Annotated in this window: 20 protein-coding genes and 1 tRNA gene; 14 read left to right on the top strand and 7 right to left on the bottom strand. The window is 44.6% G+C overall.

Annotation, left to right across the window (positions count from 1 at the left end; genetic code table 11):
- Positions 1–5: 5 nt before the first annotated feature.
- From CVV44_14950 to CVV44_14935, 4 genes are all read left to right on the top strand, one after another.
- Complete coding sequence (locus CVV44_14950) at positions 6–1529, top strand: hypothetical protein (protein ID PKL37640.1); 1524 nt, start codon at positions 6–8, stop codon at positions 1527–1529.
- Complete coding sequence (locus tag CVV44_14945; GenBank protein PKL37639.1) at positions 1526–2947, top strand: hypothetical protein; 1422 nt, start codon at positions 1526–1528, stop codon at positions 2945–2947. Before CVV44_14950 ends, CVV44_14945 begins: the two co-directional genes overlap by 4 nt.
- 41 nt (positions 2948–2988) lie before the next feature.
- Positions 2989–3438, top strand: a complete 450-nt coding sequence (locus CVV44_14940) for a hypothetical protein (protein PKL37638.1) — start codon at positions 2989–2991, stop codon at positions 3436–3438.
- Positions 3439–3738: 300 nt separating this feature from the next.
- Positions 3739–4254, top strand: a complete 516-nt coding sequence (locus tag CVV44_14935; GenBank protein PKL37637.1) for a transcription elongation factor GreA — start codon at positions 3739–3741, stop codon at positions 4252–4254.
- Between the two features lie 12 nt (positions 4255–4266).
- Here CVV44_14935 and CVV44_14930 read toward each other — a convergent pair.
- Positions 4267–4339 (bottom strand) — tRNA-Ala (locus CVV44_14930).
- A gap of 276 nt (positions 4340–4615) precedes the next feature.
- Between CVV44_14930 and CVV44_14925 the strand changes: the two genes are divergently transcribed.
- The 7 genes from CVV44_14925 to CVV44_14895 all read left to right on the top strand — a co-directional run bounded on the left by CVV44_14925 (position 4616) and on the right by CVV44_14895 (position 13728).
- Positions 4616–5968 carry a hypothetical protein gene (locus CVV44_14925; GenBank protein PKL37636.1) on the top strand — a complete coding sequence of 451 codons (1353 nt, stop codon included), beginning with the start codon at positions 4616–4618 and terminating at the stop codon, positions 5966–5968.
- An 18-nt stretch (positions 5969–5986) separates the two neighbouring features.
- A complete protein-coding gene (locus CVV44_14920; protein PKL37635.1) occupies positions 5987–7798 on the top strand; it encodes a hypothetical protein in 1812 nt (603 codons plus the stop codon).
- Positions 7799–7878: 80 nt separating this feature from the next.
- Positions 7879–8346, top strand: a complete 468-nt coding sequence (locus CVV44_14915) for a hypothetical protein (GenBank protein ID PKL37634.1) — start codon at positions 7879–7881, stop codon at positions 8344–8346.
- 95 nt (positions 8347–8441) lie between these two features.
- Positions 8442–8786 (top strand): anti-sigma factor antagonist, encoded by a 345-nt coding sequence (locus CVV44_14910; protein ID PKL37633.1) that lies wholly within the window; start codon positions 8442–8444, stop codon positions 8784–8786.
- 69 nt (positions 8787–8855) lie between these two features.
- Positions 8856–11015 carry a hypothetical protein gene (locus CVV44_14905; GenBank protein ID PKL37632.1) on the top strand — a complete coding sequence of 720 codons (2160 nt, stop codon included), beginning with the start codon at positions 8856–8858 and terminating at the stop codon, positions 11013–11015.
- An 85-nt stretch (positions 11016–11100) separates the two neighbouring features.
- Entirely contained in the window at positions 11101–12744 is a 1644-nt protein-coding gene (locus tag CVV44_14900) for a hypothetical protein (protein PKL37631.1), read from the top strand.
- A gap of 69 nt (positions 12745–12813) precedes the next feature.
- Positions 12814–13728: a hypothetical protein gene (locus CVV44_14895; GenBank protein PKL37630.1), complete on the top strand. Its 915-nt coding sequence runs from the start codon at positions 12814–12816 to the stop codon at positions 13726–13728.
- A gap of 13 nt (positions 13729–13741) precedes the next feature.
- Here CVV44_14895 and CVV44_14890 read toward each other — a convergent pair whose 3' ends face one another.
- The gene (locus CVV44_14890; protein ID PKL37629.1) at positions 13742–14083 is read right to left on the bottom strand and encodes a hypothetical protein; all 342 of its coding nucleotides are present in this window, start codon (positions 14081–14083) and stop codon (positions 13742–13744) included.
- Positions 14084–14086: 3 nt separating this feature from the next.
- The gene (locus CVV44_14885) at positions 14087–15535 is read right to left on the bottom strand and encodes a hypothetical protein (GenBank protein ID PKL37628.1); all 1449 of its coding nucleotides are present in this window, start codon (positions 15533–15535) and stop codon (positions 14087–14089) included.
- Between the two features lie 347 nt (positions 15536–15882).
- Here CVV44_14885 and CVV44_14880 point away from each other — a divergent pair, with 347 nt between their 5' ends.
- Both CVV44_14880 and CVV44_14875 read left to right on the top strand, forming a co-directional pair.
- The gene (locus CVV44_14880; protein PKL37627.1) at positions 15883–16344 is read left to right on the top strand and encodes a hypothetical protein; all 462 of its coding nucleotides are present in this window, start codon (positions 15883–15885) and stop codon (positions 16342–16344) included.
- A gap of 123 nt (positions 16345–16467) precedes the next feature.
- Positions 16468–17274, top strand: a complete 807-nt coding sequence (locus tag CVV44_14875; GenBank protein PKL37626.1) for a 3'-5' exonuclease — start codon at positions 16468–16470, stop codon at positions 17272–17274.
- A 39-nt stretch (positions 17275–17313) separates the two neighbouring features.
- Here the strand turns inward: CVV44_14875 and CVV44_14870 are convergent, their stop codons facing one another.
- On the bottom strand, positions 17314–19161 hold the full coding sequence (locus CVV44_14870) for a dihydroxy-acid dehydratase (GenBank protein PKL37625.1): 1848 nt from the start codon (positions 19159–19161) through the stop codon (positions 17314–17316).
- A gap of 185 nt (positions 19162–19346) precedes the next feature.
- Between CVV44_14870 and CVV44_14865 the strand changes: the two genes are divergently transcribed.
- Positions 19347–20237: a bifunctional methylenetetrahydrofolate dehydrogenase/methenyltetrahydrofolate cyclohydrolase FolD gene (locus CVV44_14865; protein PKL37624.1), complete on the top strand. Its 891-nt coding sequence runs from the start codon at positions 19347–19349 to the stop codon at positions 20235–20237.
- A 78-nt stretch (positions 20238–20315) separates the two neighbouring features.
- Here the strand turns inward: CVV44_14865 and CVV44_14860 are convergent, their stop codons facing one another.
- The 3 genes from CVV44_14860 to CVV44_14850 all read right to left on the bottom strand — a co-directional run bounded on the left by CVV44_14860 (position 20316) and on the right by CVV44_14850 (position 23631).
- Positions 20316–21239 (bottom strand): acyltransferase, encoded by a 924-nt coding sequence (locus CVV44_14860; GenBank protein ID PKL37623.1) that lies wholly within the window; start codon positions 21237–21239, stop codon positions 20316–20318.
- Positions 21240–21535: 296 nt separating this feature from the next.
- Complete coding sequence (locus CVV44_14855; GenBank protein PKL37622.1) at positions 21536–22798, bottom strand: hypothetical protein; 1263 nt, start codon at positions 22796–22798, stop codon at positions 21536–21538.
- Between the two features lie 11 nt (positions 22799–22809).
- Positions 22810–23631 carry a molybdopterin oxidoreductase gene (locus CVV44_14850; protein ID PKL37621.1) on the bottom strand — a complete coding sequence of 274 codons (822 nt, stop codon included), beginning with the start codon at positions 23629–23631 and terminating at the stop codon, positions 22810–22812.
- Positions 23632–23642: the final 11 nt, after the last annotated feature.

Below are 23642 nucleotides of genomic sequence, written 5' to 3'. Positions count from 1 at the left end.
ATTAAATGAGGCGGAATATGCGGAAAATAAAAACTGCGCTGGTTATAGCCTGTGTGGTGCCCTTTCTTGCGGGAACGGGCTACGGGGAAATACGGGATGCCGGCGAGTATCTGAATAAAAATGTCGTGGAAAGGAAACTGAAGAACGGCATAACGGTTATCATGCTCAACCGGGGATATACACCCACGCTTGCCTTTGAAATCTCTTTCCGGGTTGGATCGTCCGATGAAAATTACAGAACGGCCGGAGCGGCACACCTGCTGGAACATATGCTTTTCAAGGGGACTGACCGGCTGGGCACCGTGGACTTTGAAAAGGAAAAGGTCATTCTTGACAGGATCGAGGCAGTGGGAGAAACACTGGACCGGCTTCGTCTCGTGAATCCCGGGAACATGATGATCCCCGGTCTTGAAAAGGAGTTGAAGGAACTGCAGGCAAGGCACAGCCCCCTTGTGGTAAACTCTCCCTATGATAAATTATACAGTGAAAACGGCGGGGTCGGCTTCAATGCTTCCACATCGCGCGACAGCACGGGATACTATATAGAACTTCCTGCATCGAAACTGGATCTTTGGGCCCGTATTGAATCGGAAAGGCTGAGGAACCCCATTTTTCGCGAATATTATCTTGAGAGGAATAATGTCATCCAGGAACGGCTCATGCGGTATGAATCAAGCGGAACGGGCCTGCTTTTCGAGCAGTTTCTTTCCCAGGCCTTCTCGGCGCATCCCTACAGGCATCCCACAATCGGGTGGGAATCCAACATTCCCTTTCTTTCAATCCGCGATGTGAGAAATTTTTACCGGACATATTACACGCCGTCAAGAATGACCATAACCATCGTGGGAAGCCAGGATGTGGAGAAAACATTCGGCGTGGTGGAAAAATATTTCGGCAGCATGGAATCGAGGCCCGATCCCCCGTCGATCACCATCGCTGAACCGCCGCAGAGAGGTGAAAAGAGATTTACAGTCACATTCGAATCGAGTCCCTATATTATAATGGGCTGGCATAAACCGACCTATCCCCAGGTGGACGATTACACCTTTGATGTGATTTCCGAGATTCTCACGGGCGGTGATTCATCAAGGCTCTACAGGACCCTTGTGCTGGATAAACAGTTGGCCACCTCGGTCGAATCATGGAACGGTGCTCCCGGTTCCAGGTATGACAATCTATTCATTATCTATGCCGCGCCAAAAAATGGAACGGCGCCTCAGGATATGGAAAAGGCCGTGTATGAAGTGCTTGAGGATATGATGAAGAATGTGACCGAAGATGAAATACAAAAGGCCGTCAACAAGATGGAATCACAGATGGTTTTCGGTCTCTCCTCCAGTAAACAGATTTCCGGTCTTCTCAGCCATTATCAGACTGTATTCAATGACTGGCATTATGTGAGCTCATACCTGGAGAATATTAAAAAGACCAACATTAAGGATATTCGAACAGTTATGCGGAAATATATCAAGGCTGAAAACCGGATAGTGGGCATCCTGGAGGACAGCAGGAAGGAGAAGAAACAATGATCAGAGCACATATAAAAAAATTATCATTGCTAATCCTGCCGGTCGTCGTGCTGGTTTTTCTTTCCGATAGCAGGCCGGCCGCGGGAAATGATTCTGTGCCCGGTGCTTTTAATCTCCCCGAGGTTAAATCCATCAATCTTGCGAATGGCGTCAGGGCTTTTTATATCCATGATGATGTGCCCCAGGTGGTGATTGCCGCTTCCTTTGGTTTTGGACGGCTCTACGAATCGGGGGACAATGCCGGGATGGCAGACTGCATTGCCCGGATGATCAACCTTGCAGGTTCGGAAAAATATCCCGGAAAAAAACTCCATGAAAAAATTGATGCCATGGGGGGTAATTTTTCCGTCCAGGCATCGTGGGAAAATACGGTTATTGTTCTGCAGGTGCTGCGCCGCTTTGAGAGAGAGGCCTTTGATATTGTCGGGGATATCATCAACAGGCCCAACTTTGATGAACGGCACTGGAAAATGGCAAAAAATCTTGTAGCCGATGATATCATACGGCGTTACGATGATCCGGCCACTATTGCCTTTGAGAAAACGAGGGAGATAATATTCCAGGGGAAGGGTTACGGTTCCGTTCCCACGGCCGGGAAAGTTCAATCTTACAGTATGGAGGATATGAAAAATGCCTGGGCGCGGTATTTTATCGGGAGCAACCTTATTATGGGCATCTCATCGCCTTCGGATCTGCAGAGCGTAAGCGGCAATGTTACCCTTGCTTTTTCATCCCTGAAAAAGGGAGTGGCAATTGAATATCCATCGCAAAATGAAGAAGCACTGCAGTCTGTGAAGGCTAACAGCACTACTGTTTTTTTATATCCCAAGGATCTGCCCCAGGCGACGGTTGTAGTGGGAACAGCAGCTCCCGATATCAACCATCCCGGTCATCATTCCATGATCGTGATGAACTATATACTGGGGGCCGGTTCCTTCAATTCACATCTGATGCGTGAGATCCGGGTTAAACGGGGCCTGGCATACGCTGTTGCCTCGATTTACAAGGCCCGGTTCAGAAGCGGTGTGTTTCTTGCCTATGCGCAGACCAGGAATGACGAGGCTGGAACGGTTTTATCTCTTCTTCTTGAAAATATCAACAAAATGGCCAGTGAACCGGTGTCTGATGAGGAGCTAACCTGGGCGAAAAACAGTATCAACAACAGCTACATATTTAATTTTGATACGACGCTGAATCTGCTCAATAACTATATTGAAATGGCGTACAACCGACTACCCGTGGATTACTTCAGCACCTATCCCCTGAAAGTGGAAGGGGTCTCTGCCGCCGATATTATGAAATTTGACCGTGAATTGCTGCAATACGGACTGATTAAAGTGGTTATAGGAAAAAAAGAACTGGCGGAAAAACTGGCACAATATGGTAAAGTTGTTGTTCTGCCCGTAGATCAGCAATGATGAGTAGTGGCCGGGGAGCAAGGCTGTAAAGGATAGGTGGCATGCATATTGAATGTGGAAAAGTAATTGAACTAAACAAGGGAAAGATTCTCGTGGAATCGGCTCCCGAAACGGGATGCAGTTCCTGCGCAGCAAAAGATACCTGTCTGACAGGAGGTGATTCCCGGAAAAAAAGATTGTGGATAGAAAATACCCTCGGGGCTTCTCCCGGCGATATGGTGTCCTTCAGAATAGAAGAAAAAGGTGTTGTTCTGGCATCGGTCCTGTTGTACCTTTTACCGGTTATATTTCTTATCGGGGGGGCGGTAGCAGGGTCCATGCTGGCGCCCGCTATGGCCATGGAAACGGAATCAGGTTCCGCCGTGGGCGGTATTGCGGGAATTATCCTGGCATTTATGTTTATTTACATGGTTTCAAAGATTAGACGCATGAAAAATCTGTTCAGCCCCGTATTGCTGGAAATCTTGGCGCCTTCCCGGCAGGTTTTTTGACTGAACCGGAGTATTCAACCTCAATTCATACCGCCTTTAAGCCGAAAATAAAATAATGGCATAATATATGCCGGAAAACGGATTTTATGGGCATCTCTGCCCACCTATAAAAGTTCAAGGAAGAACAGCATGAATAAAAAAATTGTTGATTTAATGACTTATAAGATTGAAAAATCTTTAAAAGATAACGGATTTACCGTAAAAAAAGATCAGGATAAAAAAATCAAAATTCTCATTAAAATCAATAATTCCAATTGAAGGCATTCTTGGTGATAAATATTACATAACAGGGGACAGTCCATGAGCAATGAAAGCAATGAAAGCAATGAAATAGAACAGAAGAAAAAGAAGATAAAAGCGGAGCTGGATAAGCTCAAATATGAATTCAAGATTGAACTGCCCAAAGTGATAGCCGAGGCACGGGCCTATGGCGATCTGAAGGAAAACGCCGAATATCATGCGGCAAGGGAACGACAGTCTTTTGTCCAGGCCCGGATTGGTCAGTTGGGACAGCAGCTGGCTCAGCTCAATGATATAGACCTGTCCAGCCTGCCCGCCGACAGGGTCGGGTATGGTTCCACCGTAACGGTTATCAGCCGCGATACCGATGACCGGGTAGAGTTTACCTTTGTGTCTTCAAACGAAGTAAATCCATCGGAAGGGAAGATATCACTTTCATCGCCGGTGGGACTTGCATTGCAGAATAAGACCGTAGGCGATGAGGTGCAGGTTGTTATTCCCACGGGGAAAAGAACATATTATCTGGAAAAGCTCGTTACATTGCATGGGAACGAACTGGAGAAGAAAGCCGAATAAGGCGGGTTAATGTGGAGACGAGGGGAATCGAACCCCTGACCTCTTGAATGCCATTCAAGCGCTCTCCCAACTGAGCTACGCCCCCTTTAAGATCGATAGGTAATATTTTTTGGAATGGTGTTTTTGTCAATATAAATTTTTTGTTCTTTCGGGATATGAGATTTTTGAAAGACAATATTTTAAATACATCGGAATCATATATGCAAAATAATGTAGTGGGTTGTTGGCATATATTCAGTAAGTGTGTTGACATATATACCTTTTTAGTATAATGATTAAATCAGGATATATGAAAAACCGTTAAATCGGGATTGTTATTCCCTTGCAAGCGGGGAATCGGGAGAAAAGGATTTCAATCGATATGATTTTTACTTATGCAATAATTTTCATGTTTTTCATCGTGCTGGGACTGATAATTTACTATGTCCTGAACACCATTGTATTCCCCAAAAAAATTGATGAAATAGCCACTATGATCGAGGCCGGACAGACCAAGCTGGCTATAAAAAAACTGACCGAAATTATTGAAAAAGATGATAGGAATCCCCATGCCCATTTCCTCATGGCCGAGGCTTATGCAAAAGAGGGAAATAGTCAATATGCCATCGTTGAGTACCGGCAGGTGTTAAAGCTTGGACGCTATGATGATATGATAAGTGAAATATATGTACGATCGACTCTTGGAAGAATGTTTAAAGAGAAAAAGGCTATTGAAGAGGCGCGCAAGGAATACCTTATACTGACAAAAATTGATCCGGCCAATTATGAGCATTATTACGAGTTGGGCCAGATATTTTTTAATTCCAATCAACTGGACAAGGCCGTCGGTTTCTTCAAGAAAAGCATATCCAATAACAGCAAGCACGAGATGTCATATTATTTCCTGGGGCAGACGTATTACAGGAATGGAGCCTATGCCGATGCGAAACAGATGCTTATCAATACTATAAAGTTTAATCCGGCGAATTACAAGGCTCATTATTTTCTGGGACTTGTGCTTCGTCAGCAGGGAGATTACGAGTGGGCTATTAAGGAATTTGAAACGGCCCAGAAGAGCGATGACCTGAAAGTGAAGAGCTTTCTCGCCAAGGGATCATGTCACCTCGAGCGGGGGCAGTATCCCAAGGCCGCCACTGAATTTGAAAGGGGATTAAAATTCGCCCGGTCAGGCAGTGAGACGGAGCTTAATCTTCGTTATTTCCTGGCTGAGTGTCAGGAAAAAATGCGGGATATACATGCGGCGATACATAACTGGGAAAAGATAGTAGAAGTGAACAAGAATTTCCGTGATGTCCAGGAGAAATTGAAAGGTTTTTCAGAATTCCGGCAGGATGACCGCATAAAGGATTTCCTCATCGCCGGACTTTCACAGTTTGAACATATGTGCAGAAAAATGATTACGGCACTGGGATATACCATCACCGATGTTGATATAATCAGCGATACGGAAATCGAAATGATTGCGACAGAGATAGAGGGAAAGTGGAGAAACGCCCGGCAATCCAACAGGATAATACGCATTATCAGGACAACTGAAATCATTCAGGACTCAGTTCTCCGGAAGTTATATCAGACTATGAAACCACGTAATGCCACCCGCATCATGATAATCACCACGGGTGAATATTCCCCCAAGGCCCTGGAATTCGCTAATACTCGTCCCATCGAGACATTGACTAAAGCGGACCTGGTTGAGATGCTAAAAAAAATATAATGCATTCCGTCAAATAAAATGGATATCGCAAATAAATTACTCAGAAACGTTCCACTTTTCCGGCATTGCTCCGATGATGAAATTTTTTATCTGCAAAAGGTCGCCAGGATATCTCATATTAAAAAAGGCCAGCGATTCGAACTGAAAAAAATAAATTCATTTAATATTGTCATCAACGGTGTTTTCGAAATAGAGGCAATCGCCGGAAGCGATGTTGTATACCTGTCACCCGGATCTTTCTTCGGGAACATTCCTTTGACGGACAACCGGCAGCACGGTTCGGTACGAGCTGTCATCGATGCGTCTCTTCTCATTATAAACGAGGAGGATCTGTACAGGTTTTTTGTTACTTCATATAAAGCGCTGCGGGGATATGTCAGGACAATAAACCGTATCGGGCTGGAAATATCCGATGTGGGAAAAAAATATTTTACCGAGAGGAGCAGGATTGTCACGATTTACAGCTCCCATGAAAAATCGGGAAAATCATTTTTTGCCTCACTCCTGGGACTCGATCTTTCCAGGCACGGCAAGACCATCATTCTTGATATGTCATACTCGGGAAAATCCGTTTTTGATTATCTTGATGCAAAAATCACCTCTCCCTTTTCACAGAAGCAGAAAGAAGGCTCATCAATGGAGCAGGTCCTGAAGGAGCGGATTGAAAAGGTCGATGATAATCTTTTTCTTTTTAATATCGCCTCGGGATCAAAGGTGAAGGTCGATCCAGGAATTATTTCCCCCATACTTTTTTATCTGTCCAAGGAATATAAATATATAATCCTGGACCTGTCAGATTTTGATACCGAGCTGCGTAACAGCGCCTTTGAAGATACGGACGTCCTGTTCACGATTATTAAGAAGAAAGAGCGGGAGGAGGTTTACTCCTTATTCGACAGTGTTCTCAATGACGGGCAACGGGTCTATTATGTGGCTAATGAATACAATGAGGGTGAGATCAGGAATTTCTCCGGGGGATACATCCTGGAGAAATTTAATTTTACTGAATCAATAGAAATGAAGACGCTTCGCACCATCACTGAAAAAGGAGCCTGCGGTATTTTTACCGGGCTCATTAACAAAAAACGAAAAGCCCTTGTTCTCGAGCCCAATATGCTGGAGTCCGTTATACTGAGCGGCTTTATAAAAACGTTAGATGAATTTGATAAAAGCTTTGACATGCTGTATACCTCTTCATTTAGTTACCTTGTATCGGCACTCTATGTCGTCAGCAACGATCCTGAAGGATTCATAAAAAACATAAGCCGGTTCTTTGACGAGGAAAAGGTAAACGGATATCTTGATATCACTTTTCCCGAAAAACATATTTTTAAAAACGGGGGCATTTCCCGGATTGCCGCTGATTTATGCGGTAAAAACAGGATAGAAATGTACAATACCGTTCCGACAGTGCTTCTGCATGATACGGAAAAGAATGCCCGGAGAATTTTCAGTACCGGATACATAAAGGATCTATTTGAAGCGTCGTTCCTGATACACCCGATTTTTGAATCGAAAAATATTGGCGGTACTATGTATAGTTCAGGGTATCCCCTCCACAAGGCCATGGTGGAGGATCTGTACAGAACCGATGTTGATGAGATATCATTTGTCTCTATAAATAACAGGAGCACCCTCAGGTACAGAAGCGGCAAAGTCCTCGAATTTTATAAGAAATATATTGATTTTCTGGAAGATGGACAATATGATGAAAAATACAGTGACCTTGCCGATGGAAATTATGTGATAGAGGTTGATGAAGAAGAATTCAGGCTTGAGAGCCTGCTGGAACGATCATCGGAACTATCGCGGGCAATTTTATCGAAATAACTGGAAAAGGGAACGCTAAAAACACGAGGGAGATTTTTTCTATGAGATCAAGGTCTACAAATATTTTACAGGTAATTGTGTTGATAACAGGCCTGGTATATATCATAATGGGTGCATTGTTTTATATTTCACCACTGACAGTTATAGAGTTTTTTGCTGAAAACGTATCGGAAAACTGGCTTGATCTTGTTAAGGACCATGAACTGGTGAGTCCACTCTATTATATCTCCAGGGCCTCGGCAGCTCTCCTGTTTTCCAGCGGTGTTGCCATGGTATTGCCGCTTTTTGATCCGCTCAAATACAGGGGGCTTATTTATTATAACGGACTGCTGTTTCCTTTTCTGGCTTCGATTTTGTTTATCAAACAGAGCATTGTTGTGCTAATTAAAAGAAGTGAAGCTGAGGCAATTTCTTCAGGTGCCGCTATGTTGGGCCAGCAGGGACATATGATAGTTATTATTCTGGGCATTATTTTTATCGCTATCACACTAATCACTGTTTTTGGGCTGGTTATAACTAAAAAACAGTCCAGAGAGGGACTTGAATAATTGTTGTAATTGGAATTTTTTTGTTGATTTATAATTATCTCTGATTTAGTATTGTTGATCAGGAATAGAATGTCGAGGGGGATTAGGAGACCACAATGGAATTGAATATTAAAAAAGCAGGGAATGTAACGGTTATCTACCTGGCCGGTAGACTAGATGTACATCTTTCCGCGGACATTGAAAAAGAAATAAATAAAATTATTCAGGATGATCCGGCATGTCATCTGCTTCTGAACCTGAAGGATGTGGAATATATGAGCAGTTCAGGTCTTAGAATATTTGTTTCCACCATGAGAGTTCTGAAGGAATCAAAGCGTAAATTGAAGCTGTCCAACATGAATAATGCCGTAAAGAAGATTTTTGAAGTTGTTGAACTTATGGATATGTTTGATATTTATGATAACGAGGAAGAAGCCCTGCAATCCTTCAAAAACGAATAGTTTGAAATTGTCCTGGCAGTAAAATTGAAAATTGGAATCAACAAAAGAGTGAATGGACCTGTTCAGTTTATGACTGATGCTGCCGGATACAACGAAAAAGTAGATACGGAAAAACTGCTGCCATCGCTTGAGAATATTAAAAAGGGAATAGATAACTATTCCCTTTTTCAGCGTTTCCCTTTATTTAAATGGCCCGCCTGGATAGACTCTGAAGATGTCAACAGCAATAATATCGTTCCCGTTTATCCTCCGCTTCTCCTGAACAATCACCTGCATCAATGGGTCGCCTTTTCAAATCTCATATCCCGTGAAGAACTGCAGATCGATCCCTCGGGTATGATATGCACCTCGGACAGTAGCTGCTCCATTGAAATATGGATGGTTATCGGTGGTGATATCTATCGCGCCCAGGACAGGCATCAATCCGTTACTATTGAAAGAGAAACGGAAACCGGTGTGGGTAAAATTGCCTGGAAGGACAGGCTTTTCACTGTTACTACTACGATGATAGGAGCGCGCAGTACTATCGATGAGAGTGTCATTGATGTTCAGTGCAGGTTGAAGGAAAAGACAAAGAACGCCTCGATTATGATTGTTGTACGCCCGTACAATATTCTGAATCTCGGAACGGCCGAAAGCGTTTCCTACGACAGCGCGAGCAGGGTGGTCACCATAAACGGCAGGAGCACCATAGCATTGCAAACTTCTCCTGATTTCGTACTTTCCGGGTCCGGTGCGAAGGGGGATGTGGATGTAGCGCTGCGTGAAGATTCCACATCAACGCAGTGTGAGAACGGGCTGGCCACACTGGGACTTGGTTTTAAACTCAGTAAAAATGAGAAGGGAATTGTTTTCCGAATCGGTTTGAGCGGAAAGGATGGTATCTCTCCGGGACCATGTGATCCTGCCGTATTGAAAAATGAATTTTCATCTTTTATAAAAATGAGAATGAAGGAAGGGGCTGTACTGCAATTCCCTGACAGGAACATCCAGGATTGGTTTAACACTTTAAAAATTAATATGCTGGGTGTGATTGAAAGGGATATTTATCCTGACGGCGATACGCAGAATGCAATGAACTGCAGATCCCTGTACTATATTTCCCGGGGACTTAACCGCATGGCATATTACCGTGAATCCCTTAAAATTATGGAAGAGATAAAAGAAAGATTTTCTTTTAATAAGAAATCACCACAATTCAATGGGGCCATCGATTGTTGCTATCTGCTTGGCATTTTTGCCGATTATTTCATGCATACCAGGGATCTTGATTATATTCAGAAAAATTATCAATACGTGAAGGATCTGGCCGGGCATGTTTTCCGTTTTTTTGGCCCTATAAAGAATATAAGGGACCTTTCGGAAAATTCACTGAAAACCTACCTCGTCAAAAGTCCCCAGTATCATGATCTTGTTCTGGCTGCCAGTTCACTTTATTATTTTTCGTATATCTCGCGATGTATGGGAATTTTTGGCGATGAGAACAGATTCCTGCAGGAATCGAAGCGTCTGCAGGGGCTTTTTGTTGAACATGTTCGCGCTAAATACGTGGAAGGGAGCAGTATCAGCAACGATTTCTTTTATACGGATATTTATGCGGCATATCCTTTTCTTACGGAATCACTCTCCAGAAATGAACTGGAGAAGCTTATCAATACCATATTCGGATATTATAAGTCCATCCCCATCCACGTTAAATCCCTGGGCATTGATATATTTTCCAGTATTCTTATCGCGCATAATATATTAAGGATGAATGATAAGCGTATTTATGATATCCTGAAAAAAATATTTAAAGTGGGCGGTAAAACTTTCTGCCTGCCGGAGTTTGTGTCTCCCGGTTCAATGAATGGTGTCTGGGGTGATGGATGTTCGAAAATAATAAGTGCTGAACTCTTTTCCCTGCTCAGGGATATTATTTTTATTGATCTGCCGGAACGACTCGAGATATTCCCCGTTCCCCTGGAGGAATGGTTTATTCCGGGTAAGGATATCATTATTGAAGATGCCCCATCGCGTTTTGGTGGAATCAGCTTCAGGGTGGCAACGACCCAGAATGAGGTTCAATTTCATTTCGATAAACTGCCGAAATATGTTCCCCCGGAAATACTGATTACATTGCCCTTCAAGACAAAAATAGTGGAGGGGGATGATTTCATTTTAAAGAAATTTTACGACAACTCCTTCCTGATTAATGGATGGCCTTCAATAATTCGTTTTATAAAATGAGTTTACTCTTCGTTTTTTCGTAATAATTCACCGCACTTTTTGACGAAAATATAAGCAGGCATATTCTTTCCCGGATATTTTGCCCATGCTGATTAAGAAGCTGTGCAGTATTTCCGGTTCGGAAAATAAAAAACTAAGCGATACTATAATGTTGTTTCCCATTTTGGTCACATTAATTATTATTCTGGGTGCCATAGTATATTACATTTATTACCTGGCACCCCGTTTGAATCCCTTGAACAGGGCGCAGGGCTTTATTGACCAGAACATGTTCGATGAGGCTGTTGTCGAATATAAAAAGATGCTCGAAAGCAATCCTGCCAATTCTGTCGTTCATTACAAGCTGGGAGAACTGTATTTCGCCAATAAGATGATAGACCAGGGAGTTTTGCACTTCGAAGAGATTATAAAGATCAATAAATTCAGTCATGAAGTGGATAAATTCGAAGTGCTGAGACAGCTTGCTGAAGCGTATCTCAGCCGGGAAGAAACCGAAAAGGCCTTTAATTGCTATTATGAAATAGCCCGTGCCTATCCCGGCGATATTGAGGCGCAGTACCAGGTCGGTTTTATTTCCCTGGGGCAGGAAGTATTTGATCTGGCTTATAAGAGTTTTGATCGGCTGTTAAAAAGCACAAAGGATAAAAGCTTTGAAATGTATTTTGGCGCTGGAATGGCCAGCTATCAAAATCATAAGACGACCGATGCGGAATACTATTTCAAGGAAGCGCTGATTATTGAACCTCTTTCCGATATCGGCAATATTTCCATGGCTTTTACTCTCCAGAGGAAAAAAGATTTTTCAACGGCCATAAATTACGCAAAGGCGGTGGCGGAAAACTCGAAGGATAAGAATGCTATAATTATTGCCAAACGGCTCCTGGCATTTTTATATGTGCAGGCGCGGAAACCGGAAAATGGGATCAAATATTTTGAAGAGCTGCTGGAAATGGCAGGAAAATCCGAGCATGACGATGAAGTATCAGTACTCCTGTATGACCTGGGTTTTGCATCTATAAGAGCTGAAAAAACGCAGCAGGCCTATGATTATTGGAACCAGTTGTATCAGTTAGATAGAAATTATAAGGATGTACAGAAGCTTACCACCCTCCTGAGGAAAGAGATGGATGTAGATCCGAGAAAAAAAACAGAGCCGTTATATGATTCAGTGATGAATTATATAGATGACTGGATCAAGGATGCATTCCCGGAGAATTTTATCTGGAATATATGCGGGCTCAAAAGCGGGAAACGTTTTGACCTTAAAAGTATTATCGTCAGGGCGAGAGTTTCGGAAACAAAATCGTCAAAACAGGGTGCTTCTCGTGATGATATGTCCTATGATGATACGGAAAGGATGGATGTACTCTGCGAAACCGATACGGAAAAATTCAGAATCATTGCAAGCAGAATGATTCAGAAGCTGGGATATACTGTTGATGAGATTCTTCTCACCTACAGGGAAGCCGATGGTGTGGATTTTATGGTTCATTCCAATGAGGACGGCAAGAAGGTTCTTGTTTGGGTCCGGCGGTGGAAGGGAACAAATGTAGGCGAGATACCGCTTCGGAATTTTGCCCAGGCGATAAATGACGCCAAGGCAGTGAAGGGGCTTTTTGTCACCACCAGCAACCTGACCCCCGCAGCTGAGGGTACGCTGAACCGGCTTTCCAAGATAACCGTTATATATCCCGATCAGGTGGGAAGCCTCCTGGAAGGTCTGATCTAATATTCTAATTTTCCGGTAATGCTGCAATGGAAACACCCTATGCATAACAGAAGATCATTGTCGACCCTAATGATAAAGGATATTAATGTATCCGATGAGTATTTCAGGATCAGCAGAAATGCGGTCAGTGACGACCTCCTGCGTTCAGTTCGGGAGTACGGGATATTACAGTCGCCGGTATTATTAAAGACAGGGAGCGGTGAATGCCGCATCATTGATGGATTCAACCGTCTGAAGGCCGCCTCTCTTGCCGGCATTGATCGTGTAGAGGCCCATGTGTCGGATAGGATAGAGTTACAGGAATTCATAGCCAATGCAGTAGTAAAGTCATATCATAATGAACTGGGCCCTGCGGGGAAAATGAAGGTATTGTTTGTGATGAAAGATTATTTTAATGCTTCCATGACGGAATGCCTTCATACGGGAACTGCAGGATTGGGCATTCCCCGTGATTTTATCAGCACCTCCCCGGATATTCAAGGCGTGTTCCGGCTTCCACAGGTCGTGAGAGAATATTTTGATGCGCGTGATTTATCCTTTAAAATAATAAAATATTTTCTACGGCTGCCAGAGCAAGCGCAGGGTATAATGGCGCAGTGGCTTTGCCATGTACAGCTGCGGGTGAATGTTTTCAAAAAGGCCGTTGAAATGATCCAGGATATCTATCGGCGTGATGGTACTGTGGCATGGATGGAAAAGATAAATCCCACTTTAATTGATGACCCCCGCGGTTCTGAAAATTATATACTCGAGGCGCTGCATAGGATAAGGTATCCCGAGTATGCGTCTTTATGGGCCGATGTGGAAGTACTGCTTGATTCCATGAAGGGGCAAGATCTGGAAATAAAGTTCCCGGAGTTCTTTGAGGGCGATGCAATAAGCGTTGTCCTGAAAATACGGAGGGACGAAACATATGCTGATATTAAAAAGAAAATGCAAAAAATAGACCAGGATTCTTTTGATAAACTGCTTCGGTTTTTATAGTCAGTATGACTGATCAATGGATGGTCTCGCCGTTATCCTCCTCGGCTTCATCGCTCAGGACTTTATTTGTCTGAATTACTAGCAGAAGACTGTTGAAAATAAAACCCGAAACCATAAATTTTGACATTTCCTCATATTCTTTGGCAAGTTCGAATAACTGATGGGTGACGAAGATGCAGTTATCCATCATTTCTTTCAGGAAAACCTCGTTAAGGCCTTCCATCGTATCTTCAGGAGTTGCAGAGTTATCCACTATTTTTCGTGATTCATCTATTATTCCATCCAGCAGGTTTTTGAAAAAGAAATCAAAATCCTTGTTATAGGGAATGGTAACTCCGCTTTTTAATCTGATCATAGGCTATTTATTGATCTTTTTCTGGAGATCATCAAACTTATCCTTAAAGAGATTACCCAGACTTGATCCTCCCTGGGGAGCATTGTTTTTTTGATATTCCTGCAGCTCAATCAGTTCTTCCTTTCTCAGTGCCCCGATAGCACTGAGAATAAGCTTTTTATTGTTCCTGTCAAATTCCTCGACAACAACTTTTATTTCCGAACCAACGGGGAAATCCTTCTGTATATCCGTCTGCCTGGCTGCCAGTTTATCCCTGGGTATGTAGCCCAGCATGCCGTTTTCCAGCCTGACGTTGGCACCGTTTCCCTTGACAAACTCGATTATACCAATATGGGTCTTGCCGGTAAATTCGTTTTCGGGAAGCTGCCAGGGATCTGCTTCACCCGTTATAAGCTGAAGACCTATTCTTTTTTCATCCTTGTTAATGCTGATGATTTTTACCTGTACCAGATCACCTGTTTTGACCGCTTCTTCAGGAGATTTCACCTGTTTTGTGTAACTCATTTTTGAAACGTGAATGAAGCCCTCAAGTCCAGGTTCCAGTTCAACGAAAGCCCCGCTTTTTATTATTTTCATGATCCTGCCGTTAAGATTATCATTCTCGCTGTACCTGTCGATTCCATCCCACGGCTCGGGCAAGGTTTGTTTTATGCTCAATGTTATGCGGTTTCCGTCCCAGTCAAGGTCGATGACTTTCGCGGTTACCGTCTGCCCGGAGGCGAATGCGCTGATTTCTGATGTCCTGCTTCGGGATATTTCCGATTTTGGAACCAGCGCCTCGACACCTCCTATATCAACGAATATTCCGAAATTCTGAAGTGAAATAACGGTTCCTGTTACCATGTCACCGATCTGCAGCGAGTCTTTCAGCAGGGCCTCGTTCTCTCTGCGCTTTTCCTCCTGGAGAGCCCTTCGTGACAGGACGATATTCCGTCCCCGCTCGCTGTACTGAATTATTTTGAAGGGGAAAGTCTTGTCAATATACTCTGCATTATTCTCCGAGGCCTTGAGGTCGATCTGGGAAAAGGGGCAGAAGCAGTTGGTATCGGAAACAGAGACGGTATAACCGCCCTTTGTCGTTCCTGTCACTTTTCCCTCAACGGGGTATGAATTCTTATAGGCTATTTCCAGCAGGTCTGAGTTGACGGCACCTTTTCCGAGTCTCGAGGTGAGGCGGATTTCACCACCCTGGAGCGATACAACGAAGGCGTTGATCCTGTCTCCCTTTTTATGAATAAGCTCGCCTTTATCATCCATGAGCTCCCTGGTTTCCATTATGGCTTCACTTTTTCCATTAATATCAATAAAAGCGAATTCATCCGAAATGCTCACAATCGTGCCTGTCACACTGTCGCCGGGAATAAAATTATCGGAAACGTTCAGGGATTGTTCCAGCATCTTCTCGAAATCTTCCTGCGATAGATCATTATATTGTTCATTGTTCTCGGTCATTGAAGTATCCTTTTAGCCTATTAAAATGATAGTGTACGTGATGTTCTTAATATGTAAAGAATCAAAAAATAATGAATTGCTTTGAGGTCAATATATATATCTTGTCTGCGAAAATCCAATGAAATAATAGGATGATAACGATGGTTCCGAATATGCTCATCTTAAAATATTCACAGCGTCAATATTTTAATTTAAAAAGGGATTGTAAACAATTTTTAATTTCAGTAAAGTAAAAAACAGGGATAATCAGGGGCACACGGCACCATAATTGGACATAAAATTATTGACATAAACAGCAACTGTTACTATATTTACCGGGAATTATATATCTACGGCAAAAACCTATCATGGAGAGAAATATGAAAAAATTCTTTATTGCTATTATGAGTGTCATGCTTATGTCAACGCTTCTTTATTCGGCGGATAAGAGCGCTAAGCAGTATATCGCAGACCTGGATCCGGCTAAAGACGAGGCTGTTATTGTAGCGGCAGCTGACTGGTGCGGAAAAGAAAAAGAGAAGGGAGCTATATCAAGTCTAACGGCCTTATGCACCGATAGTCGTGAAGCCGTACGCCTTCATGCCGTAATGGCTCTTGGCTATATTGGCAAGGAAGATGCCGTTGACGCTCTCAATAAAAGACTGTTAACCGACGAAAGCGCTGAAGTCCGTTATGCGGCTGTTCTGGCAACAGTAAGGATTGGTTCAAAAAAATCCCTCGAAGCATGGAAGGAAGCAAAGGAAAAGGAAAATGATCCATTTATAAAGGATTTCCTCGTTAAAATGGAAGAAAAAGCCCGGGGAAAATAGCTGACCGGTCTTTCCCGTATAAAAATGCAAAAGCATGTTGCTGTTGAGACAACATGCTTTTTTTATTTGCAGTCCCCATGTGGGAATATCCATGATTATTAAAAATTATTAAAGGACGAATTGATGAATTATAAAGAGACGCAGTACCTGGTATTCGATGTCGAAACAGTCCCCGATTCCAGGCTTATTAAAATGACCAGGTATCCCGAAGAAGACCTTGATGACACGGCTGTGATCAGGAAATACCAGCAGGAGATTCTCGATCAGAACAACGGCACATCGGACTTTATACCGGTGACATATCAGTATCCTGTTTCCATCTGTATCGCGAAAGTAAGGGAAGATTTTACTCTCCAGGACGTGGTCTGTCTCGATGAACCAAAATTTCGTGCAGCGGAAATGGTGCGTCTCTTTTGGCTGGGCATAGAGGATCTCTATAACCACGCCTCAATGGTGACATTCAACGGCAGGGGATTTGATATTCCTCTCCTGGAACTCATGGCTTATCGGTACGGATATACGGCAAAGCGTCATTTTAAGGATAAATTTGCAGGCAGGAACAGGTTTGGCACGAAACATATCGACCTGCAGGACTGGCTTTCGAACTACAATGCTATCCGAATGAATGGTGGGTTGAACCTCCTGGCAAAGATTCTCGGTAAACCCGGCAAGATGTCTACCAAGGGGAGCGAGGTCTTCGACATGTTTCTCGAAGGGAAGCTTCGGGAAATCAATAATTACTGCATCCACGACGTCCTGGATACATATTTTGTTTTTCTCAGGACCCGGGTCTTACTGGGTGAGATGACCATCAACAGGGAGCAGGACATTGTACGTCAGGCCAGGGATTTTATTGCCGGAAATATCGAGCGCATTCCCGCCTTGAAGGAATACCATGAAAACTGGGGTGACTGGGTTCCCTGGCCCTGAAAAGAATGGTGTCCGCGGGGCAGGGGTCAGAGCCCCTGCCTATTCTTCGCAGGAATCGGGTATGATACGTACCGCTCCACGGTCAGCCGAAGATACCAGCAGCGAATAGGCCTGTAAGGCCCTGGACACCTTTCTGTCCCTTCCTGTGGGAGCAAAGGCCTTTTCCCCTCTGGCCAGTTCCTTCTGCCGCCGTTTTTCAAGATCGGAATCACTGACGCGCACATTCAATGATCGGGCCGGTATATCGATATCTATCAAATCGCCATTTTCAACAAGGCCGATATTTCCTCCCGATGCAGCCTCGGGCGAAACATGGCCGATGGACAGACCTGCCGTACCGCCCGAGAAACGACCGTCGGTTATGAGAGCGCAGGATTTTCCCAGACCCATGGAGTTGATGTACGAAGTGGGATAAAGCATCTCCTGCATGCCGGGACCGCCTTTGGGACCTTCATATCGAATAACCATCACATCCCCCGCCTTGATTTCTCCGGCGATGATTGCATCAACGGCTGCCTCCTGGGAGAAGAAAACGCGTGCAGGACCGCTGAATTTATAAATGGATGGGTCAACCCCGGCCGTTTTGACAATAGAGCCGTTCTGGGCCAGATTGCCGAAGAGCACGGCGAGACCGCCATCGGGACTGTAGCAGTGTTCACGGTCGCGTATGCAGCCGGCTGAACGGTCTCTGTCAAGTTCACCGTACATGGTTTCCTGGGACCCCATGACAAGGTTGCGCCCGGCGTGTGCCGGTCCGCTTTTGAAGATGCTGACAGCCTCATTGGTGACGGTGCTTCTCATTATATCGTACCGGTCCAGGGTCGCGCCAAGGTTCGGTGAATCCACTCTTTTTACTGATTTATCAATGAGGCCCTGGCGGTCCAGCTCGCCCATGATGGACATGATGCCTCCTGCACGGTTGACATCTTCGACGTGATAATGGGAGCTGGGGGCCACCTTGCACAGGTTGGGAATTTTGCGGGAGAGGGTATCGATATCCTTCATGCTGAAGGCGACCTCTCCGGCATCGGCAATGGCGAGCAGATGGAGAACCGTATTGGTTGATCCGCCCATGGCTATATCAAGGGACATTGCATTGAGGAATGCCTGCCGAGTGGCGATGGACCGGGGCAGAACGGAATCATCGCCCCTGTCGTAATACTGCTTTGTCATTTCTACAATGTGGCGGGCAGCTTCCTCGAACAGCAACTTCCTGGTTTTATGCGTGGCTACCACGGTGCCGTTGCCGGGAAGGGCCATGCCCAGGGCCTCGGTGAGGCAGTTCATGGAATTGGCCGTAAACATGCCGGAACAGGAACCGCAGGTGGGGCAGGCAGAGCGTTCCAGCCCGGCAATATCCTCGTCAGATACCGAGGTGTCGGCGCTCTGTACAATTGCATCGATGAGATCTCTTTTCTTTTCCTTGAAAATTCCGGCTTCCATGGGACCGCCGGACACAAATATGGCTGGAATATTGAGGCGCATGGCGGCCATGAGCATGCCGGGGGTGATTTTGTCGCAATTGCTGATGCAGATCATGGCATCAACGGTATGGGCATTGCACATGTACTCAACGCTGTCGGCTATGAGATCCCTGGAAGGGAGGGAATAGAGCATCCCATTGTGGCCCATGGCAATACCATCGTCAATGGCGATGGTATTGAATTCGGCCGCGAAGCATCCCTGTTTTTCAATGATAGATTTAACATGCTGCCCGATTTCATGGAGGTGAACATGGCCCGGTACGAATTGCGTGAATGAATTGACGACGGCAATTATGGGCTGTCCTATCTGGTCTTCTTTCATGCCATTGGCCCTCCACAGGCTTCGGGCGCCGGCCATTTTTCTTCCCTGGGTGCTTATCCGGCTTCTCAGTGGTATTGCCATGTTGATCCTCCAAAAAAAATTGATAACAGGGAAAGTAAAAGACGAACCTGTATCTGTCAAGTTCAATACCATTTAGCATTTTATATGACTGGTATTTCATAAATTTCTTGCCGAAAAAAATGCTTAAAAACAATGTGTATATCATATTTTGTAAATAAACCGCCCCTGGCGACGAGGAGAAATATATGGCGTTAATTATTGATGGGAAAAAGGTGTCGGAAGAAATCAGGAATGAGGTTAAGGAAGATGTTCTTGATCTGAAAAAAAACAGGAATCTGGTTCCGGGACTGGCAGTTGTGCTGGTAGGGGATGACCCTGCATCGGCAATTTATGTCAGAAACAAAAAAAAAGGCTGTGAGGAGTTGGGTATCAGGTCGTATGAATATACTCTTTCCAGTGATACCAGTGAAGAAAAGCTCTTGGCCCTGGTAGATGATCTGAACAGGAACGGCGACGTTAATGGAATCCTGGTGCAGCTGCCCCTTCCAAAACATATAAACGAAGAAAAGGTCATCAACAGGATAGATCCCATGAAGGATGTGGACGGTTTCCATCCCGTCAATGTGGGGAAGATCGTGATAGGTGATGACGATTGTTTCTGTCCCTGTACTCCTTTCGGTATTCAGGAACTCATCGCGCGGACTGACCCGAACATAAAGGGAAAACACCTGGTGGTTGTTGGAAGAAGCAATATCGTTGGGAAGCCCATTGCAAATATGATGGTGCAGAAAAATGATCGTGCAAACTGCATTGTGACCGTATGTCATACCGCGGCACAAGATATCGGCTATTATACGAAACAGGCCGACATCCTGGTGGTGGCTGCCGGCAGACCCAATACCGTGACCGCCGATATGGTAAAGGATGGTGTCATGGTAATTGATGTGGGAACAAATAGAATTCCTCATCCCGATGACAGCAGTAAAACAAAACTGGTGGGTGATGTGGATTTCGAAGGGGTTTCAAAAAAGGCTTCAGCCATAACGCCCGTGCCGGGCGGGGTAGGGCCCATGACCATCACCATGCTCCTGAAAAATACGGTGAAGGCCTGCAGGCTCCAGAATGGAATAAAGTAAATAAATATAGAAGCATGCAGGGGATAGGGTTGCGGCCAATCCCCTGCCGGATTTATCGGGTTATCCGTTGTTATAATGTTAAAACTTGATTGATGGTCCTGAACGGCTCTTTTTCTCTTCGGTGATCCTGTGAATCAACTGGTCTTTTTTACTCCATATCTCGTTCAGCCACCCGGTGAATTCTTTCTGGAAGGCAGGATCTTCAATATTCGCCTTTACAAAATGTTCGGGGATATCTACTGTTTCCACGACGATATCAACACTCCTTATTTTTCTGCAGAGGAAATCCCACAGGCTTTTGGGTCCCTCGGGATATATTATAGTTATATTGAGCAGCTTGTGCAGGTGCTCCCCCATTGATGAAATGGTGAAAGAGACACCGCCAGCCTTTGCCTTGAGCAGATGTTCGTATGGCGAGTTCTGCATATCGTGCTTTTCCGGTGTGAAACGGGTCCCTTCTGGGAATGTCATGATTGCCACAGGCTCGGTCTTGAATTTTTCGCAGGCCTTGCGTGTGATCTCAATGTCTTTCCCTTTCAGTTTAGGGTTTCTTGCCACTTGCTCCTTTGTGTATCGTTTCATAAAGGGAAAGTCAAGGGCCCACCAGGCTGGCCCCATAATCGGCACCCAGATCAGTTCTTTCTTAAGGAAGAACTTTATGTATGGTATCCTGCCATAAAGTATTTTCTGTATTATGATTATATCAACCCATGACTGGTGATTGGATATAACCAGATACCAGTCCTTTTTTTTAAGTTTCTCAAGACCTGTTATGTTCCACTTAATATTGAAGCAGTAGTGAATAAACAACGAATTTATTAGAACCCAGTTGTTCGCCACTCTTATCAGTATTTTATTGAGAATTTTCCGCCACCATTTGAATGGAATTAAAAATTTGATAATGGCAAGCGGGAAGAGCTGTGCTGCGCAGGCAAGAGTATTTATAAAAAGTATGGTGATTATTATACACGCGAATACACGGTTAAAAAAATGTTTAAGCATTATCATATCCTTTGCGTATGGAGTATATATAGGAATTTTCGCCGTTATTACAATCCGATTAATGAGTCTGTGTGTCTCATAATTGTGTTGTGGTTTGGCAGGTCTCCCCTGACCTGTTTATGATTGGCAATTTATCTAAGTATTGAAAGAAGGGTCCTGAGGGGCAACGCTTTTTTATTTATCTGATTTATTTTTTCATATCATTTTTTATCAGCGGTTCCGGGGGATATGGGAATAAAAAAAGGTACCCTCTGGGGGCACCTTTTTTTATTTATTATTTACAAGTGTAATGTCTTTTAATGAGCTTCCCCTTCGCCATGACCTTCATGATCGAGGTGAGGAAACAGTCTGAACCATTTGGCAAATACCGTATAGATCAGAATCATGGTGGCGAAACAGCCCAGGGTTATAATCCATTCCTGGAATGTGGGGTTGTATGCGGCAAAGGGTCTCCAGGGGAAGTTAGGCACCGAGAAACCATGGAGCATGACTTCCAGCTTGCTGGTAATGATGGCGAGTACTCCGCCGCTTATACCGATGGCCATAAATTTTTCCTGTTCGCGGAATTTTTTTAAATTGAGCAGAACCACCGGGGCTGCCAAAAATATAAATTCCAGAACAACGAGCCATAAGCCGTAATAACCGCCATAAATATCGGTAAACTTGCGGTCTGCCATGGGAACATATTTTGCCGCCATGGAGTATACGTCATAGGTCCTGAAAAGGGTGTAGAAGATGAACATGGCGCCGGAAATTTTTGTCAGCGTCCAATAGGTTTCTTTCGGCATAACTTCTTTCTTCATTATTTTCCCTGCGATATAGGGGCACAGTGTCATGAAGGATGTTCCACCCGCCGTTGCTGCAACGATCGCCAGGAAGAAGTACTGGTGATGAGGCCTGTACCAGCCTGGTTTTCCGTAGAGCACGTCCCACATGCCGCCGCCCAGTGATCCCTGGTGGAAGAATGAAAGGAAGGTACCAGCCGCAGCCATGATCCACATCAGCTTGTGCATGTAGTGGCCGATGGTATGGAGAACGGGGACGTTGTCGAGAAACTTGTGTCGAAGTGCTACCGGGACGAGCTCGACGCAGAGGATGCAGAAGTATGCCGACAAGCAGAAGAATACTTCTGTCAGCATGGAGGTCGGCATGAGATGCTCACCCCAGTTGGGATAGGCAAAACCGAACCAGCATCGCAGGGGCTGTCCCAGGTCAAAAAGAAGAAACACAAAGGTGAAAAGATAGCACATGAAACCAATAAGCACCGTTGAGTTGATTATAGGTTCCAGCTTTTCCACTCTGAAAATATAGAGGAAGAAACCGGTAAAAAAGGCTCCGCCTCCCAGGGCCACCAGGCCCAGGTCGCCGATAATCCAGTTTCCCCAGGTGAAGACATTATTCATGTCCGTATACCCCAGTCCCCAGAAGAGGATCTGGATTGCGAATATACCGAATCCACAAACCAGTGCAATGAGTACCAGCAGTGTGATCCTGATATTTTTGGGATAACTCTTATAGAGTTCTTTCATGTCATTGAAAAATTTTGATATTACATTCACGGGTTTTCTCCTTATTTACCTGAGTTAAACCGCATCATATCGCGGATCCACTTCTGACTGCTGAGATAGTAAACTTTGGGATTCGGATAGTTTTTGATTTTCATTAACTTCTTCTGCTCTTCCGGTGACTTTTCATCTATGGTGTGTACGAGCCTGAAAGCCCTCTTATCCCTGGAAAGCATGGATATTTCCGATGCGGGATCATTGAGATCGCCGAAAACCATGGCACCCGTGGGACATGATGTCACACATGCCGGCGAGTAGGTAACGGCATTGATATCCAGTTCGCCGTTAGCCGCCGCCTTGTCGCGTTCACGTTTCCAGATGTGACTGCAGAAGGTGCATTTAACAATTGTTCCCCTTGATGCGATGGATACATCGGTATTGAGGGATTTTTTAAAAGTTGATTCGTATTTTGGCTTCCACCAGTTGAAGGCCCTGGCCTCGTAAGGACAGGCTGTCTGGCAGTACCGGCAGCCGATGCAGCGTGACCATATCTGGCTCACCACTCCGTCGTCTCCTACGTCCGTTGCCACTGCGGGGCAAACCGAAACGCAGGGAGGTGTGGGATTGTGAGGGTCGTTGCCTTCACACTGCTGGCACATTTTCGGAATAAATGCCACTTTTACGTCGGGATAACTCGCGTCCCTGTCATTGGTTACTTTCATCAGATCAAGGAAAGACACCCTTTTGGGAACATCGGAATCATCTTCGAAAATAGGCATATTGTTTTCCTGTGCACAGGAGATGGAGCACTGCCCGCAACCGTTGCATTTATCAAGGTCTATGGCCATCCCCCATCTTCTTTTCATCTTGGAGTTGCTTGTTTTCATTATCAATACCT

The sequence above is a fragment of the Spirochaetae bacterium HGW-Spirochaetae-1 genome (assembly GCA_002839375.1).
Classification (GTDB): Bacteria; Spirochaetota; UBA4802; order UBA4802; family UBA5550; genus PGXY01.
The sequence above is the reverse complement of the archived record's forward strand: the minus strand, read 5'-3'. Positions and strand labels throughout refer to the sequence as shown.

What these genes read in the sequence shown, in the direction of transcription:
- CVV44_14950 (PKL37640.1), top strand. Translation starts at nt 6, where the DNA reads ATGAGGCGGAATATGCGGAAAATAAAAACTGCGCTGGTTATAGCCTGT.
- CVV44_14945 (PKL37639.1), top strand. Translation starts at nt 1,526, where the DNA reads ATGATCAGAGCACATATAAAAAAATTATCATTGCTAATCCTGCCGGTC.
- CVV44_14940 (PKL37638.1), top strand. Translation starts at nt 2,989, where the DNA reads ATGCATATTGAATGTGGAAAAGTAATTGAACTAAACAAGGGAAAGATT.
- CVV44_14935 (PKL37637.1), top strand. Translation starts at nt 3,739, where the DNA reads ATGAGCAATGAAAGCAATGAAAGCAATGAAATAGAACAGAAGAAAAAG.
- CVV44_14925 (PKL37636.1), top strand. Translation starts at nt 4,616, where the DNA reads ATGATTTTTACTTATGCAATAATTTTCATGTTTTTCATCGTGCTGGGA.
- CVV44_14920 (PKL37635.1), top strand. Translation starts at nt 5,987, where the DNA reads ATGGATATCGCAAATAAATTACTCAGAAACGTTCCACTTTTCCGGCAT.
- CVV44_14910 (PKL37633.1), top strand. Translation starts at nt 8,442, where the DNA reads ATGGAATTGAATATTAAAAAAGCAGGGAATGTAACGGTTATCTACCTG.
- CVV44_14905 (PKL37632.1), top strand. Translation starts at nt 8,856, where the DNA reads ATGACTGATGCTGCCGGATACAACGAAAAAGTAGATACGGAAAAACTG.
- CVV44_14900 (PKL37631.1), top strand. Translation starts at nt 11,101, where the DNA reads ATGCTGATTAAGAAGCTGTGCAGTATTTCCGGTTCGGAAAATAAAAAA.
- CVV44_14895 (PKL37630.1), top strand. Translation starts at nt 12,814, where the DNA reads ATGATAAAGGATATTAATGTATCCGATGAGTATTTCAGGATCAGCAGA.
- CVV44_14890 (PKL37629.1), bottom strand. Translation starts at nt 14,083, where the DNA reads ATGATCAGATTAAAAAGCGGAGTTACCATTCCCTATAACAAGGATTTT.
- CVV44_14885 (PKL37628.1), bottom strand. Translation starts at nt 15,535, where the DNA reads ATGACCGAGAACAATGAACAATATAATGATCTATCGCAGGAAGATTTC.
- CVV44_14880 (PKL37627.1), top strand. Translation starts at nt 15,883, where the DNA reads ATGGAGAGAAATATGAAAAAATTCTTTATTGCTATTATGAGTGTCATG.
- CVV44_14875 (PKL37626.1), top strand. Translation starts at nt 16,468, where the DNA reads ATGAATTATAAAGAGACGCAGTACCTGGTATTCGATGTCGAAACAGTC.
- CVV44_14870 (PKL37625.1), bottom strand. Translation starts at nt 19,161, where the DNA reads ATGGCAATACCACTGAGAAGCCGGATAAGCACCCAGGGAAGAAAAATG.
- CVV44_14865 (PKL37624.1), top strand. Translation starts at nt 19,347, where the DNA reads ATGGCGTTAATTATTGATGGGAAAAAGGTGTCGGAAGAAATCAGGAAT.
- CVV44_14860 (PKL37623.1), bottom strand. Translation starts at nt 21,239, where the DNA reads ATGCTTAAACATTTTTTTAACCGTGTATTCGCGTGTATAATAATCACC.
- CVV44_14850 (PKL37621.1), bottom strand. Translation starts at nt 23,631, where the DNA reads ATGAAAACAAGCAACTCCAAGATGAAAAGAAGATGGGGGATGGCCATA.